Genomic DNA, 16,156 nt, shown 5'->3' with positions numbered 1-16,156 from the left:
TAAAACGATCAGAAAACTCCGGTTCAAACCGATTCGGTAGATAAAAGTAAGGATGGATTTAACAAATTCCGCATCGAATTTCCTCTCTTTCGAACGCTCTCGTATTTTTCCGTAAAATTCGCGTTTGGCCAGTTTTCATTGGTATCGAAGTTATGGATCATCAGAAGCACCTTAGTATCCGTTTTTCTGACTAGTCCGATTAGATTTTTGTTTGGATGTTTTATAATTTCAAATTCTTTAACAGAAAGTTTTTCCGGATCCACATTTGTAAAATACGTCAACGAAATTGTATATCTTCGGTCTATAACTATCTCGTAATATGCTGGTTGTGCATATTCCCAATCATCGTCCACATAGATCGCAACTTTACAATACGTAATTCCGGTCTCTAATTCCCCTATTTTAGTTTTCCCTTGATACGGATTTTCGGGCCAATTCAGATAAATACAACAAAGTAAAATCGCCTGTATTATATTCAATATGAGCAACCATATATAATTTTTTCTGAAAAAGAACATTTTTAGATCCTCAAAAGATTCAGAAAACTTTAAATATAGGAATGCGTTCGCTTTTTAACGCCGAAAATTCACAAACAGACTTTTTAAATCCGCAGATATAACCGGAGCTTGTTTTTACTTCCTTACAATTTTCGCCGTAAACGGTATTTTAAAAACAAACTTTACGTTTATAGTATATTCAAAATTTTGAATTAAACTCTACTTACGATCCGCACCGCCCACTCTGGGTGGCGCACCTCCGGCCCCGGTTTGTCCGTAAACCGAGACTGCCTGTTTAGGAAGACTGGATTTTCTCCATTCGAACCAAGAACCTTGGTATGTATGAACGTCCAGATAACCTACTTCGCGTAACATCAAAGCTAAAAGTGAGGACCTTGCTCCGTTATAATCATAAATGATAGTGGTTCTTTCGGGCATAAACGGAAAGGATCTGAGTTTTTTATTAAACTGAGTTTTTTCGATTAAATTCCCTTGACCATCGTATAAAATTCTCCAATCCCAAAGAAACGCACCAGGCAAACGACCGCATAACGAACCTGGCTCGGGAGCCGTAAGTCTAGGAAGTTTTCCTTCGTATTCTTCTTGAGTTCTTGTGTCAAAAATTTGAAGTCGAGTCAAATTTTTTTCTAAGAACGCCTTGTCTACGATCCCTTCTAGTTTTCTAGGTTTATCCCCTGGACCTAGTTCCATTTCTCTGGAACCTTTTTCTTGAGCAATTCCAGAAACCGGCCAACGATTTCCATATAAAAACGCATCCTGAAAACCTGCCGCCCTCAAAAGATAAACCATTCTAGAAGCAAACATTCCCATCCCTTCGTCAAAAGCGATGACTCTAGTCGCTCCTTCTTTTTCTATGAGTTTTAGAATTTCTTCCAAAGGTCCTGTCATCTTCTTCTGAGATTCAGGATCCGAAGCAAAAGCCTTTTTAATAAAAGGAAAACTGTAAGCCCCTTTGAAAGTAGCCTCTTGATACCCAGTAGCCGAGCGACAATCGATCAAAAAATCTTTATCGTTTAATTCAGTTTTTATAAAGTTCCAGCTGGACAAACAAACCACCCTATCGCTTAGAAACGATTCTCTATTTGAATTTAACCATTATTTTCAGCCCAAAAATTCCGATGTACTTTTTTTTAAAAAACATCTTAAATTTGGGACATAAGTTTTTATAAAAATGAAAGACCCAATTCTACCAAAGAAGTAATTCGAAATCCATTTTCTTTGTTCGATAGGATTCAACATCCAGGGGGAAGAAATCCGATATTCTAAACAATGATAAAAGAATTCAGGAAATATCCCCGAAAGATACGAATGTGGGTTTTCTTTCTTTTATTTTTTATTTCGGGTAATGTCCAATCAGAAGACACAAACCAATTCCCAGAAATCCTTAGGTCCTTTGTTCAAGAATTTCAAAAGTATCCCTCCGAATCCACAGTTCAATCTTTTAGAACCAAATACCCTTCCTTTAAAACCGGAGACTGCGGTTTTGAAGAATCAGAACGTTTCGAAAAAGTTGTCTATCTTTCCTACAAATGTAAGGAAAAAAAATGGCCCGGTTTTATTTATTTGGGTGGAGGTTCTGAATTTTGGAAAGATCCTTCCGCAAAAATTTCTTTTGGAGAAATTTTAAAAATTGGTAAGAAGATTTATCTAGAAGTAAAACCCTCCGATCAAGAAAATTTCGAAAAAAAATCGTTTGTGAATTCCAGTAAAAAAAATCAACTTCCGTCAAAAACTCACCCCAAAGAATATAAGGACAATCATGGACTTCAGTATTTTCTAAGTATTGCAAAACATCCCGCAAAAAGAAATCTAAATAGCGGAAAAGAAATTTTTTTCGATTCTACTTGTCCTTTGATTTTTTTAAAAAAGGATTCTGATTTTTATTGGGAGAAGGCGATCTATTATTCTTTTCAAGCGAGTTGTATCCCTTCTTCTCCCTATTCTTATATCCGAATTCGTTCTGATTTTTTGGGAAAAATTAGACTGGACGATAAAGACACGGATCAGATTCAAGAAGGCGCTAAATATCTAGGCAAATTAAAAATTCAATCCATAGAAGCGGATAAAATTCTCTGGCATCAGGAAGCGGAAATCTACAATGAGTAAAAAAATATTTTTGAATATTCTAATTTTATTATCCATATTTCAACTTTCCGCCCAAAATAACAACTCAGCGGATCTAAAAGTTTTATTGGACGGAGTAGTTATCATCCGGAGCGATACTTTTTCGGAAAAAGAAGATCAAGATAACTATTCCGAAAAATCGATTTTACGGGACGCTGGTACCGGCATGATCATTTCCGGAAACAGGATTCTTACAAACGCACACGTAGTTTCCAATTCCAGTTATCTTAAAGTAAAACATTTCAATTCTACTAAATTTTATAAGGCGGAAGTCCAATACCTAGGATTTGACTGTGATCTCGCCATTCTCAAAGTAGAAGAGGATGAATTTTTTAGCAATGTAGAACCTTTGGAGGTTACGGAATCCTCTCCCGCTCTCGGAAGTAACCTTTTGATTTTAGGTTATCCCGGAGGAGACGAGAACATTACATTAGAAAATGGGAATGTTTCTAGAGTAGAAAGAGTACGTTACTCCTTTAGCGGTTTGGATTATAGAAAAGCGATCCGTGTCAATGCGAACATCATTCCCGGTTATTCAGGCGGACCGGCCATTCAAAACGGTAAAGTAGTAGGAATTACTTTTCAAGTCAGTCAATCTCAAGGAAACGTAGCCTACTTGATTCCTCCCGAAATTATCAATCATTTCTTAAAAGATATTGAAGATGGAACCTATCACGGTTTTCCGTTTCCTGGTTTTAGTTTTCAGAACGGTCATTCTTCTTATTTAAAATCCTATCTTAAAATTCCGGAAGGTCTAAATGGTATTTTGATCAATACGATTTATCCGGATTCTTCTTTTTCGGATCTTTTACAACCGGAAGATTTCGTTTATAAAATTGATAATTCTTATCTAAACGGAGACGGTGGAATTATGGACGAAATAGGAGGTTTTATAGGAGATCTGATAGAAGAAAAATTTATCGGTGATCCTATTAAACTTTTCTTTTATAGAAACGGCAAAAATTACAAAGTAGAAGGAACCCTCAAACGCGTTCCTACATTAGATATTTATAGACAACAAAATAAAAGTTCCAGTTTTTTATCTGGAGGTTTTTTGTTTCAACCTGTAAATCGAGCGCTCGCTGGGGGAGATTCTAAACGTTTGGAAAGTTCTCTTAGGTATCACTACAGTTATTATATTCAAGATGAATTATATCGTTTTACGGACAGAGACATTTTACTTTCTGGTATTTATCCAGATCCGCTTAACTCTAAATATGCGAGTTATCGTTATAAAATTCTAGAATCGATCAATGATCGTACTCCTTCCGACTTGGAAGATTTTAAATCCTTATGGAAAAAATTTTACGGTGGTACGATCAGTTTGAAGTTCAGAGGTGTAAATCTTCCGATCATTTTAGATCAAGACACGATCGATAAAATCAATATTCGTATTAAAAAACGCTTCGACGTGGAGGCGGACGAATGAGATTTTATTTTTTCAAAATTTTTATTTTAATCCTATGTAGTTTGATGTTTTCGGTTCCCTTAAAAGCGGAAACGATCTTGGTTCACTTTAGAAAATTCTCTCATCAAAATCCTTGGCAAAAAGGCTCACACTACGAAAGAAAAGTTCCGGCGATTGTAGCCGATCAGGATTTTTTACTGGCACTTCTTACCCCCGGAGAATTTCCTCTTTTTTCGGAAACCAATCCGGAAACAAAACCGGGAACCCGCTTATATTTATTTAAACACGATCCCCAAACGGGTTTGGCTCTTTTTTCACACAAAGGTAAATTTTCCTCTAAAAGAAAATCCCATTTTGGAGATTCCAATCATTCCATTTGTTCTAAATTTTTTCCAAAACAGGAATGGGGAAGTCCAGATCTTTCTAATTCGATTTTAAAAATGAGCAAAAGACCCGGCCCGGAAGGAAACACTAGAAATTTCTTATATTCAAAAAATATAATTTGTGGCTATACGGACGGACACTGGAACATTCCAGCAGAATACCTTTACTTATTTCTTCGTTCTTCTTCCAATCATCCCATCGTCCATCCAGGATTTTCATTTGACGATTCTCTTACAATTCCAGAAAAGAAATTCTACTTTCCAGATTCTTCTTATGGCGTAGTGGTTTCGGAAGTTTTTCCGGGAGTTGGGCCGGCACACAGCCTATTTCCAGGTGACGCAATCTACGCCATCAATGGTGAAATTTTTACTCATTCCCCAAACAGACAGGAAGTATTTTCTAAAATTCTTATGAACCATCATCGTTTGGCACTTCCAGGAACCAATGTTACCCTCTCCGTATTCAGAGCCGGTAAAAGAAAAGAAATTACATATCCTTTAAAAAGTTACACAGAGGATTCTTTTTTTATTCCTTCGGACTCTGGTGCTTCACCTCCTCCGTATCTAATTAGCGGCGGACTTTTTTTTACAGAACTAACAGGTGCTTATTTAAAAGAATCCGGAGATAGATATAGGGAAAATTCGGATAAAAAACTTCTCTATCTTTACGAATCCTTTAACAAAAAGGTTCACCCTGAAAAAAATCGTCTCGTATTTATCAGTAGAGTGTTTCCAGATTCAGCAAACCAAGGGTTTCACGACTTCCAAGATCAAATTTTAGAATCCGTAAATGATCAAACGGTTCGGTCTCTTTCCGATCTCAAAGAAATTCTAGATGGAAATCAAAAAGAATCGATTGTGTTTCGGTTTTCCGGAAACCGTATCGCTGTGTTTTCTAAAGAACAACTTCAAAGTTTGAACCAGAAGATTCTCTTAAATTATAACTTGGACAAATTAGACAATTTACATTGATAATATCTTGACGGATCTATTCCGGAAATGTAATGTTTGATTCCTATGCGAATTCTTTTTTTAGACGATGAAGAAATGATCCGGGATCTGTTCCGAGAAATCTTCGGAATCATACACGATCTCACTTTAATCGGAACCGCCGAGGAAGCTTTAGAAATCTGCAAAGATAAAAGTTTCGATCTAATTATAACCGACGTGCGTCTTCCTAAAATGAGCGGAATTGATTTTATCTCCAAACTGAGAGATAAAGAAATCAACACTCCATTTATAGTAATTACTGGAAATCAAGATATAGAAATTTCCATCCGGGCACTTCGATTAGGTGCCGTGGATTTTTTTATCAAACCTTTTAGAATGGATGCGATTCGACATTCTCTTCAGAAATTCGAGAATCTATTCATTTTTAGTCAAGAACTCATCAGTAAAAATCACTTTCAATTGACTCATTCCAAACAAAATTTTGCAATCAGGCCCAGTCTCAAAAATTTGAATCAGTACGTAAATCTGGTCATGCGTTCTATTTCTTTAATTCCGGGAATTCATACAGATGATATACTTTCTATCAAACTCGCATTATACGAGTTACTCGGAAACTCGATTGAACACGGTTTTGCCGGGATCAGTTACGAACACAAGGCAAGTCTTCTCTCTTCCGATGTAGACTACGTCGATCACGTGGATCGGATCTGTTCCGATATAAACGAATGTGTTTTACTTGAAATTGGTTTTGAAGACCACAAAGTTTACGTTTCTCTTAAAGATCGAGGAGCTGGCTTTGATCCTTCTAAAGTTCCAGATCCGGTCACAGATCCTAACGCGAGTTATCTTTCCGGCAGAGGAATTTTTTTGGCAAGAATGAACGTAGATGAACTCGTTTACAATGACATTGGCAACGAGGTAAGTTTTAGCAAAACCTTAAAAAGAGCTAATTTAAAAGTAAACGCCAGCTGAAAGATAGATCCTGGAATATTCTCGTTTCGGCTCTTCCACTTTCCATTCCTCAAAAAATAGTTTTTTTTCCTTTTGCGGATTTACGTATGCATAAGATAAACTCATTAGAATATAAGAATGTTCTGATTGATATCCTCCCGTCAAAACTCCTTCCCATCCTCGTCCAATCGCAGAAGTAGTAGTTACGATCATTCCCTGAACGGTCCATTTATGATCCCAATTTTTTTGGACTCCGAGTTCTAATAGCTTGATTCCTTTATTTTCAAAATTTGGTCTTGTTACTACACCGTCTTCTTGGAATACACTTCCTTCTTGTATCAACAGACTTTCCATCAATAAAAAGGATGTTTTTCCTCCGTATCCTCTTGGATCAGTTCTAATGCCTGAATATCCATTTGACTTTCGGTCGATTCTCTGTTCCTCGTCTTTGGAAGTATAAAATCCTCCCAAAAAATACTCCGCTTCCGGTCTTTCCCATACTATTTTAGATCCGATCCAACTCCCTTTTGTGGTCTGAGTGGTATCTTTACTTTGAAACGGATCAAGTCCGTATTCCCTCGATCCGACCACCTTGATCGCGTCCAAATCGACCCTAAATCCAAAAAATTTAGAAGAAGACAATTCAAATCCATAATATTGATATACCCCATAAGGTCGAAACGGTTCTTCTTTTCTATATAAATCCCCTCTGACCGCATCTTGTCTGGATTCTTTATATAAATAGTAGAATATTCTAAAATTCTGAATCAAAGAATTTTCCAATATTTGGATACTTCCACCTAAAATCCTTTGTGGGGATTCGTTTCTATCTCGTTCTGTATATAAGGTGGTATTCTGCATCTGTGCTCCCATCGCAGATGCGCTTACGCCGTATTTTTTCAAATGAATTTGGAATTCTCCGTAATTTAAAAATCCTACGAACATAAATCCATTTCTATCTAATCTTTGATATCCTCTTCCAGTTTCGATGCCGATCCGTAAATTTGGTGATTCCATCCCTGCAATCCATAAAAACTCACCGTCCGCACCTTTAATTACCGTTCTGTTTCCATTTACGTTTTCTTCATACTGTAGGTATAGAGACATTAGTATTTTATGATATACTCTTTCACTTTTGTATTTCCATCCAACTTCGGGACTAAGTATCCCTCTGGAAAAACTTCGGTCCGGTTTTTCTTCCTCAACCCCTCCTTTCTGTCTCAACCCCCTATAAATCAAGGTCCCGTTTCCATAAAATCCGGTGGATTGTTTTTTATAGTCTGGACCCTCTTTTTCTTTGGATCCTTTTTTACCGGCTTCATTTACATTTATATTTTCATTGTTAGAAGATTGTAACTTTGTTTCTTTGTTTAAACTTTCATATTTTTCCGGTTCAATTTCATCGTATCTTCCTTTTCCGGTCAGTTCCCTTTTTCCGCCCTTGAGCAATAACAGATCATCCAACCTATATCCGGAATAGGACTCTGCCATAATTTCTTTAGAAATTAAGAATATACAAATTATGAAATATACAAAAAATTTTAAATTTCTAATTTTCGATTCTTGCAACGCAAATTCTTTGGATTTTTTTTTACGAGTCGATAAACTTTTTAAATGATTTTTTTTTGTTTTTAGATCGATTAGAAATTTACAGACCGAAACTGGAAACCTAACCCGTGTAACAAAACCGTTCGCTCGTTTCTTTTGCGTTCCTAAGCTTAATTTCATCTTCTAAAAAACGCAAGAAAATACCCAGTCAAGATCAACCAAGAGACGATCTGCCCAAAAAAATAAGAAGAAGCCGCTCCGGTTGGACCATATTCTGGTATTAGTAGATTTGCCAATACCACCCCGCATACAAGTCTCAATAACGCTAAAAAGGCGAGTATCCTTGGTTGACCTAACGCGAATAAGGCGATTCCTAACGGAGAAAATACCAATTGCAACATATAATTTGGATATAAAATCTGAAACACTCCGATTGAATCCGCGTATTTTCCCTTGAACAATAGATTTAATATCCATTCCGCCAAAAAAAAACCGGGCGACAATAATACTGCCATTCCAACGGACAACATTACAGACTTCCATAAAAACTTTGGGAACTCATCTGAGTCGACTAACCTAGATAGTTTTGGATATATGAGAGAATTGATCACTGAAAATAAAATCACAAATCCGCTGAACAGCTGTAAGGCGGTTCCATATACGGCGGCGGATTCCTGAGAATAGTACCACTTCAAAAAAAATATTTCCATTCTATCCGAAATCATTGCAAAGATAGACGCCAAAAAAGCGTATCCGTTAAACGAAGTCAGAGTAGAAGTCATCTCCCTAATTCCGCTTTTTTCTCCGCCCCAATTGAGTTGTTTTCTTGGAAATACAAAAAAGAACAGTATCAATACAAACATAGGTGAAATCGTAAAAATAGCCAGTATGTCTAAATGTCCTAGGGCTCGTTGGGTAAAACGATCGGCGCTGTACAGTATCACAAGTCGGATTAAATTGGGGAGAGGATTCCAAAAAGATAAAGAGATATAATTTCCAAAGCAGATAAAGATACTTTCAAAAAAAGAATTAAAGGAAAGTATAAAACTTCCTAACACTAAAAGAGTCACCACGATTGTGCTTTCCTTTAACAGCACGGAGGCGATCAAACTGATTATGGTCAAGACAACTAACGCACCTAACTTGATCAATAAAGAGGAAGACAATAGGTCTCCTATTTTTTGTTTGTCCGTTGTTACTGGTGCTAAAAATTTTACGAGCGCGGTCGGAAGTCCGAATTCTGCAATTGCCAGTAATACTGGTATAAATCCGGCGTAGTATTGAAAAAGTCCGTTTTCACTTTTTGTGAGTATGTTTACGGAATATACCATAAACACTAGATTGAGCAATGAAGAAATTGCTTTGGATACGCTTACAAATAGGGAAGATTTAAACATTCCGGATCGACGAAATTGAAACCATAGACCCGAAACTTTTTGTATCTTCCCAGAAAGATTGTACATTTTATTTTTTGAATCTGCCTTTACTCTTCACCATGATATTTACAGAGAAAAAAGCGATATAACTGCTAACGATCCCGTACCTGAGGTATCTTGCAACCGGATTTTCCGGTAGGTATTTTTGGATCAGTATTCCCGGCAATACATACAACAAAAGTATTCCTAAAATCAATATTACTGCTCTTTGAATTCCTTCTTGGATTGAATCTGCTTTTCCCCATTCCAAAGAATTCATTTTAGAAAAAAGTATTCCAATCAAAAACCCTCCCAACGCTCCACTGGCAGATATTACGTTTTCATACGATTTTATTTTTTCATATGGGTCTGTGTTCGCATAAAGTAATACAGAAGGTAAAGTCATCACCACAACGATTAAAGCCATCGTTTTTGTTTTGGAAAAAGTTTGTCTATCCAAAGGAGTAGAAGATTCCAATTCTGGGAAAACTCGAAAGATAATCTCTATCAGAACGAGTCCTAAAAGTCCGAAAATAAATCCTCCTAAAACGTCTCCTGCAAAATGTACTCCCGCATACATTCTGGCAAATGGCATAAATACTATGACTAAAACCGAAATCAAACGAGCCGTTTTACTCTTTAAGTGAAGTAAAAGTAATCCCCAAATCACTACTGTAGTTTGTACATGCCCCGATGGAAATCCATAAGAAAGTTCAATGAGTTTTCCAGGACCGTTCCAAGGAAGAGCGGGTCTTGGACTTTCAAACAGAATCTTCAAGAAAGCGTTTAGGATTGCCGTGGTGAGTAAGCCTACCCCAAGCCGGATTCCAAGTTTACGATCGATATAAACATAAACGATGGAAAGAAGAGCCATAAAAAAAAATGTCTCTCCCAGATAATGAAATACCAATGCAAATACGCTCAAAAGCGGATCAAATACACTACCTCGCAGAGATTTCAAAAAGGTTTCTCCAAACCAAAAAGAATCTTGAAACCAATTTATATTTTTACTCATTTTTACTTTCCCCTAATTTTTTAAAATGGATAGAGAGATAAACGGTCTTTATTTTTTCGTGGAATCCATAAATACAATTTACTCCGATCTTTCTACACTTGTAGTTGTTGGGCAGTATTAGTTTTATAACATTCTAAAAATCCAACTTGATGAATTCGATTCCTTTCCGTAGAATGATTTCTAATCCTATATTGATTGAACACACGTTCGAAAAGCAGACCTTGCATGGAAACCCAATCTGATCCACTTGACAGCCTATTTCTGATTCCCAGAGAACCGGTAAAACAATTTTTAAAAACACTTCTTCACCTAGTGTATTCGGTAGAAGTAACCGGAACTGAAAATATTCCCGAAACCGGCGGAGCGGTTCTAATTTCCAATCACACAGACAATCTAGATGTGATCATACAAGGAACCTCCGTTTTAAGAAAAGTGATTTATCTAGGAAAATACGAATTGTTTCATCCTCAAGAAACCATTTTAGAAATCTTAAATAGTCCGGCCTCTCCTTTGAATTCTTTTCCTTTAAGTTTGATCAGACAATCCCTTGTGTCTGCTCTAAACACTTTAGGAGATCTTCAAGGCAAACAACTCATGCACTGGGGAGGACATCCTATATTAAGAGCGCATAACGTAAAAGATGCTAAATCAGCCGCGGCCTATTACGAAGAGTTGGAAAATTATATGGTAGAACTGATCCAAAAAGGAGAGCTCATTTCGGTGTATCCCGAAGGGACACGAACTGAAACAGTTCTTCCTGGTTCTTTTAAAGCGCTTTCCGCTAAATTGGCAATCAGAGCCGGAGTTCCGATCATTCCAAGCGGAATTAAAGGAGCCTGGAAAATGTTAAAACCAGAAGCATTTATTTCCGGGAAAGCATTTGGAGCCAAAATTACGTATAACATTGGTAAGCCGATCTATCCACACGAATTCCCGAAAGAACCTCTCAAAAAAGCTGCAAAAATTGTTACAGAAGAATTGGAAAATCGGGTCCGGAAACTGATAGAGACCCCGGAGAAGTAAAATTATTTTTTTGAATAATAGAATTTATATGGAAACTCAAATTTATACTCCTAAACACAAGGTTCGTTTTATTACGGCAGCCTCTCTTTTTGATGGCCACGACGCTTCTATCAACATCATGAGAAGAATTTTACAATCTTCCGGAGTAGAAGTTATTCACTTAGGCCATAACCGTTCGGTCAGGGAAATTGTAGAATGTGCAATTCAAGAGGATGCACAAGGAATAGCAATCACTAGTTATCAAGGCGGCCACGTAGAATATTTCAAATATATGATAGACTTGCTAAAGGAAAAAGGTGCGAGTCATATTAAGGTATTTGGCGGCGGCGGCGGCACGATACTTCCTTCCGAGATCAAAGAATTGGAATTGTACGGAGTTACACGAATTTATTCTCCCGACGACGGTAGAGCATTAGGACTTCAAGGAATGATCAACGATCTTATCCGTAGATCGGATTTTATTCCACCCATTACGTTCAACGGCACCTTACATTCTTTTTTAAAAGATAAAAATCCTTTAGCAATCGCTCAAATGATCACTCTCGTAGAAAATACTTTCGAAAGAGAAGATCTCGAAAAATCGGCGTTAAACGAAAAATTGAATTTTCCTTCCGGAACAAAATCGGTTCCAGTTTTAGGAATTACCGGAACCGGTGGCGCTGGTAAATCCTCTCTGACTGACGAAATAGTACGAAGATTTTTAATCGATTTTCCGGATAAAACGATCGCTATCCTTTCGGTGGATCCTTCTAAAAGAAAAACGGGAGGTGCTCTTTTAGGAGATAGGATTCGTATGAACTCAATTTCTCACGATAGGGTTTATATGCGTTCTTTTGCTACGAGAGAAGCCAACATTGCACTTAACAAAAATGTTAAGCGAAGTATTGAAGTTTTAAAAAGTGCGGAATTTGATCTGATCGTAGTAGAAACCGCTGGGATCGGCCAGAGCGATTCTGAAATTACAGAGGTTTCGGACATAGCATTATATGTGATGACTCCAGAATACGGCGCGGCAACTCAATTAGAAAAAATTGATATGATAGACTATGCAGATCTAATCGCGATCAATAAGTTCGACAAACGGGGTGCCTTAGACGCTCTCAGAGACGTCAAAAAACAATTCCAAAGATCCAGACAACTCTTTGATCAAAACATAGATTTAATGCCTGTGTTCGGGACCATCGCGTCTCAGTTTAACGACCCAGGCACCAATCTTCTTTACGGAAACGTAATCCGCTTTCTCTCCAATAAACTAAATCTTGGTTGGGCTTCTTCTTATGGAAAAGAAGAAGGAACGAGCGAAAAAATATTTATCATTCCTCCAGATCGAGTTCGTTATCTGGCGGAGATTCGAGAAGAATGCAACCGTTACGATCAGATCACAAAAAACGAATCCAACAAGGCTAGAAAACTTTTTCAACTTTCAGGCGCAATAGACATTTTAAAATCTTCCGGACAAAACACAAACATTCTAGAATTAGAATATTCTAAAATTGAAAATTCACTTTCTCCAGATACAAAAAAGATACTTTCCAGCTGGGAGGAAAAACTTAAAAACTATCAAGGAGAAAACTTTACGTATAAAGTTCGGGACAAAGAAATCAAAGTCTCCAATACAACAGTTTCGCTTAGTAATCTGAAAATTTCTAAAGTTGCAGTTCCTAAATTCAAAGACTGGGGAGAAATTGTTCGTTGGTCTTTTCAGGAAAACTTTCCAGGAGAATTTCCGTTTACATCCGGAGTTTTTCCTTTTAAAAGAACCGGAGAAGATCCGACTCGTATGTTTGCGGGAGAAGGTGATCCGGAAAGAACCAACGCACGTTTTCACTACGTAAGTTTAGGAATGCCCGCACAACGTTTGTCCACTGCTTTCGACTCGGTCACGTTATACGGAGAAGACCCAGGAGAAAGACCAGACATATACGGTAAAATAGGTAACTCCGGAGTCAGCATAGCCACGTTAGACGACGCCAAAAAATTATATTCCGGTTTTGATTTATGTAATCCCACCACTTCCGTTTCTATGACGATCAACGGCCCCGCTCCAATGGTGCTTGCATTTTTTATGAATGCCGCAATCGACCAAGCTTGCGAAAAACACATTTTAGCGACAGGAATCGAAAAAGAAGTTCGTCAAAAAATAGAATCTATATACAAAGAAAAGAATATTCCAATTCCTAAATACAATTCACAAATTCCAAAAGGGAACGACGGTCTCGGGCTTATGCTTTTAGGAGTTACTGGAAACGAGGTTTTAGAAAAAGAAGTTTATGAAAAAATAAAACAGGAAACCTTAAAGTTAGTTAGAGGAACTGTTCAAGCAGACATCCTTAAAGAAGACCAAGCGCAAAACACATGTATCTTCTCCACTGAATTTGCTCTTAAGATGATGGGCGATGTTCAGGAATTTTTTATCAAAAATCAAGTTCGTAATTTTTATTCCGTTTCTATTTCAGGATATCACATTGCGGAAGCAGGAGCCAATCCGATCACTCAGGTGGCATTTACTTTGGCAAACGGCCTTACATATGTAGAATATTTTTTAAGCAGAGGAATGAAAATAGACGACTTCGCTCCTAATCTTTCTTTCTTTTTTTCAAACGGGATCGATCCAGAATACGCTGTCATCGGTAGGGTTGCTAGAAGAATTTGGGCAAAAGCAATGAAGTATAAATACGGAGCTAACGACCGTTCGGCGATGCTAAAGTATCACATCCAAACTTCGGGAAGATCCTTACACGCTCAAGAAATTGCTTTTAACGATATTAGAACCACTCTTCAGGCTCTTTATGCGATCTACGATAATTGCAATTCTTTGCATACAAATGCATACGACGAAGCAATCACTACTCCTACGGAAGAATCCGTTCGTCGTGCGATGGCGATTCAGCTTATCATCAATCGAGAATTAGGTCTTGCTAAAAACGAAAATCCTGGTCAGGGCTCTTTTATCATCGAGGAATTGACAGATCTTGTAGAACAAGCAATTTTAGAAGAATTTCATAGAATCTCCGAAAGGGGTGGTGTTTTAGGCGCAATGGAGATGATGTATCAGAGGAATAAGATACAAGAAGAATCGCTATATTATGAATCCCTAAAGCATAACGGAGAATTTCCAGTAATCGGTGTGAATACTTTCTTAAGCAAAGAAGGTTCTCCTACGATAGTTCCACAGGAAGTAATCCGTTCTACGGACTCGGAAAAACAATCCCAAATCAGCGCCTTGAAAGAATTTCACAAACGGAATGAAAATGATCTAGAAAATCATTTAAAAAAATTAAAATCTGTCAGCCTTTCCAACGGAAACATTTTTCAAGAGCTAATGGAAACTTCTAAAAAAGTTTCTTTAGGTCAAATGACTCATGCACTTTATGAGGTAGGCGGACAGTATCGTAGAAGTATGTAAGAAAATGAGAAAAGGTTTTCCAAAAATTTAAACTTCTACAATTTTAGAACCTGTTCGTAAAATCGCGATTTGTGGCAATTCCCACAAATTAAGTATATTAGAGTTATTGAAAAATGAATTCTCTATCTACTTCTGTTTCATGGAAAAGGTAGATTAAAGCAATTTTGCTAATTTTCACTATGGAATTTTTCAACAATTCTATTACAAATTTTTAAACAGTATGAGTTTCCATATTTTAGGAATTGATTCATAAAATTCAAATCCCAACTTTTTTTAAAAAAATGAATTCCTTACGCCAAACACGCGTTAGATTACGTCTCTTATAAGTTTTTTAAGAAAGCTTTTTATCACGAACTTTTTGTATGAGTTCCCACAGTTAAAAACCCGGGCTGTAGTTACGACCCAAGATTTTACTGATAAAACTTAATTTGCAGTAGTTCCCACAGTTTTCAAAAAAATTATCTCTATTGAGAATTTGTATAATAGGTTAACGTGAGTTCGACGTAAGAAAATTGGAGCGAATAATAAACTCAGGTGCAACGGGTCATCGTTGCAGCTCGCAAATTTCAAAGCTAAATTGACTCGCAACTTAAAACGCTTTGGTAAAAAGCGTTTTATTGAGTTCTTTGCACTCCAATTCCTTCGGAATTTTTCAAACTCAGGTGCTGCTCTCTGTGGATCGCAGCATAATAATCACTTTCGCATTTGTTATGTCGAACTCACGTTAGATTATTAAAAATTTAGTTTTAAATCGTTATTTATTTACAAATTCAATGAATCGATTACGTAGACATCAGTAAGTGGTAAAAAGGATCTTTCTAAAATTCCAGTAAATCAATCTCTAATTTATAGTTATTTGAAGATTAAAAATTACCTTACAAAGGTTTTTTTAAAACTCTAAAAATTCAAAATGTGGAAACTTGAAATATGATCGAAAAATAAAATCAATCTGAAATTGGATATAATTTGTGGGAACTCTTTCAAAAAACAAGAAGTTCAGGTTAGATGCAATTTTTGAAAACTTTCTGTATCTTTGCAAAAATGAATCATTACATTCGGACGTATGAAAATGATATTTATGATAAAGTTATTTCAAAACTTAAAATGTTGAGACCTACTTCAAAAGTCAATAAATCGCAATTAAATGCAATTTATTGAAAACGTCACATCTTTGGTAAAATCAATCTCAAACTTTTAGCATCATTTTTATGTGTCCGAGTAATATTCATCTCTATAAAACTGCATGTCTAATTTTTTATTACAAAGCACCGTGTAAGTTTTACAGAGGATTCGTCGTAATTCCGACAGATTTATATTGAGATCGGTGGGTAAAGTTATGACTTCGGTCGCGTTAAACTCAGCAAAACGCTTTTCTATCATAACCTTACCCACAGTTGAAGAGAATTTTAGAATC

General features: G+C 36.7%; 13 protein-coding genes. 6 read left to right on the top strand and 7 right to left on the bottom strand.

Annotated elements, in window-relative coordinates; genetic code table 11:
- Positions 1-23 precede the first annotated feature (23 nt).
- The 3 genes from LEP1GSC059_RS04430 to LEP1GSC059_RS23975 all read right to left on the bottom strand — a co-directional run bounded on the left by LEP1GSC059_RS04430 (position 24) and on the right by LEP1GSC059_RS23975 (position 1,811).
- Complete coding sequence (locus LEP1GSC059_RS04430) at positions 24-518, bottom strand: hypothetical protein (RefSeq protein WP_020980353.1); 495 nt, start codon at positions 516-518, stop codon at positions 24-26.
- A gap of 198 nt (positions 519-716) precedes the next feature.
- The gene (locus tag LEP1GSC059_RS04425; RefSeq protein ID WP_017214504.1) at positions 717-1,565 is read right to left on the bottom strand and encodes a sulfurtransferase; all 849 of its coding nucleotides are present in this window, start codon (positions 1,563-1,565) and stop codon (positions 717-719) included.
- A 54-nt stretch (positions 1,566-1,619) separates the two neighbouring features.
- Entirely contained in the window at positions 1,620-1,811 is a 192-nt protein-coding gene (locus LEP1GSC059_RS23975; protein WP_235592088.1) for a hypothetical protein, read from the bottom strand.
- Between LEP1GSC059_RS23975 and LEP1GSC059_RS04420 the strand changes: the two genes are divergently transcribed.
- The 4 genes from LEP1GSC059_RS04420 to LEP1GSC059_RS04405 are packed head-to-tail and all read left to right on the top strand — an operon-like array spanning position 1,788 to position 6,356.
- Positions 1,788-2,624, top strand: a complete 837-nt coding sequence (locus LEP1GSC059_RS04420; RefSeq protein WP_036057056.1) for an LIC11113 family protein — start codon at positions 1,788-1,790, stop codon at positions 2,622-2,624. The genes LEP1GSC059_RS23975 and LEP1GSC059_RS04420 overlap by 24 nt on opposite strands.
- On the top strand, positions 2,617-4,071 hold the full coding sequence (locus LEP1GSC059_RS04415) for a S1C family serine protease (protein ID WP_017214503.1): 1,455 nt from the start codon (positions 2,617-2,619) through the stop codon (positions 4,069-4,071). The genes LEP1GSC059_RS04420 and LEP1GSC059_RS04415 overlap by 8 nt, the downstream gene beginning before the upstream one ends.
- Positions 4,068-5,405 (top strand): PDZ domain-containing protein, encoded by a 1,338-nt coding sequence (locus tag LEP1GSC059_RS04410; RefSeq protein ID WP_017214502.1) that lies wholly within the window; start codon positions 4,068-4,070, stop codon positions 5,403-5,405. The genes LEP1GSC059_RS04415 and LEP1GSC059_RS04410 overlap by 4 nt, the downstream gene beginning before the upstream one ends.
- A 36-nt stretch (positions 5,406-5,441) precedes the next feature.
- On the top strand, positions 5,442-6,356 hold the full coding sequence (locus tag LEP1GSC059_RS04405; RefSeq protein WP_020980339.1) for an ATP-binding response regulator: 915 nt from the start codon (positions 5,442-5,444) through the stop codon (positions 6,354-6,356).
- On the opposite strand, the gene LEP1GSC059_RS04400 is transcribed toward LEP1GSC059_RS04405, so the two are convergent.
- Genes LEP1GSC059_RS04400 through LEP1GSC059_RS04390 form a run of 3 tightly spaced genes read right to left on the bottom strand, consistent with a single transcriptional unit; the run spans position 6,336 to position 10,313 of the window.
- Positions 6,336-8,063: a hypothetical protein gene (locus LEP1GSC059_RS04400; RefSeq protein ID WP_020980336.1), complete on the bottom strand. Its 1,728-nt coding sequence runs from the start codon at positions 8,061-8,063 to the stop codon at positions 6,336-6,338. The two genes, LEP1GSC059_RS04405 and LEP1GSC059_RS04400, sit on opposite strands and share 21 nt — an antisense overlap.
- Positions 8,060-9,346, bottom strand: a complete 1,287-nt coding sequence (locus LEP1GSC059_RS04395) for an oligosaccharide flippase family protein (RefSeq protein ID WP_002179647.1) — start codon at positions 9,344-9,346, stop codon at positions 8,060-8,062. The genes LEP1GSC059_RS04400 and LEP1GSC059_RS04395 overlap by 4 nt, the downstream gene beginning before the upstream one ends.
- A 1-nt stretch (position 9,347) precedes the next feature.
- Positions 9,348-10,313, bottom strand: coding sequence for a phosphatase PAP2 family protein (locus tag LEP1GSC059_RS04390; protein WP_017214499.1), 966 nt, complete (start codon positions 10,311-10,313; stop codon positions 9,348-9,350).
- Between the two features lie 225 nt (positions 10,314-10,538).
- Between LEP1GSC059_RS04390 and LEP1GSC059_RS04380 the strand changes: the two genes are divergently transcribed.
- Both LEP1GSC059_RS04380 and LEP1GSC059_RS04375 read left to right on the top strand, forming a co-directional pair.
- Positions 10,539-11,336: a lysophospholipid acyltransferase family protein gene (locus LEP1GSC059_RS04380; protein WP_002179644.1), complete on the top strand. Its 798-nt coding sequence runs from the start codon at positions 10,539-10,541 to the stop codon at positions 11,334-11,336.
- A gap of 28 nt (positions 11,337-11,364) precedes the next feature.
- Entirely contained in the window at positions 11,365-14,742 is a 3,378-nt protein-coding gene (locus LEP1GSC059_RS04375) for a methylmalonyl-CoA mutase family protein (protein WP_020980344.1), read from the top strand.
- A 1,206-nt stretch (positions 14,743-15,948) separates the two neighbouring features.
- Here the strand turns inward: LEP1GSC059_RS04375 and LEP1GSC059_RS22805 are convergent.
- A complete protein-coding gene (locus tag LEP1GSC059_RS22805; RefSeq protein ID WP_155243399.1) occupies positions 15,949-16,122 on the bottom strand; it encodes a hypothetical protein in 174 nt (57 codons plus the stop codon).
- Positions 16,123-16,156 lie beyond the last annotated feature (34 nt).

The organism is Leptospira noguchii serovar Panama str. CZ214, from assembly GCF_000306255.2.
Lineage (GTDB): Bacteria > Spirochaetota > Leptospiria > Leptospirales > Leptospiraceae > Leptospira > Leptospira noguchii.
Note: the sequence above shows the minus strand (reverse complement) of the source record. Positions and strands in the feature narration are given on the sequence as shown.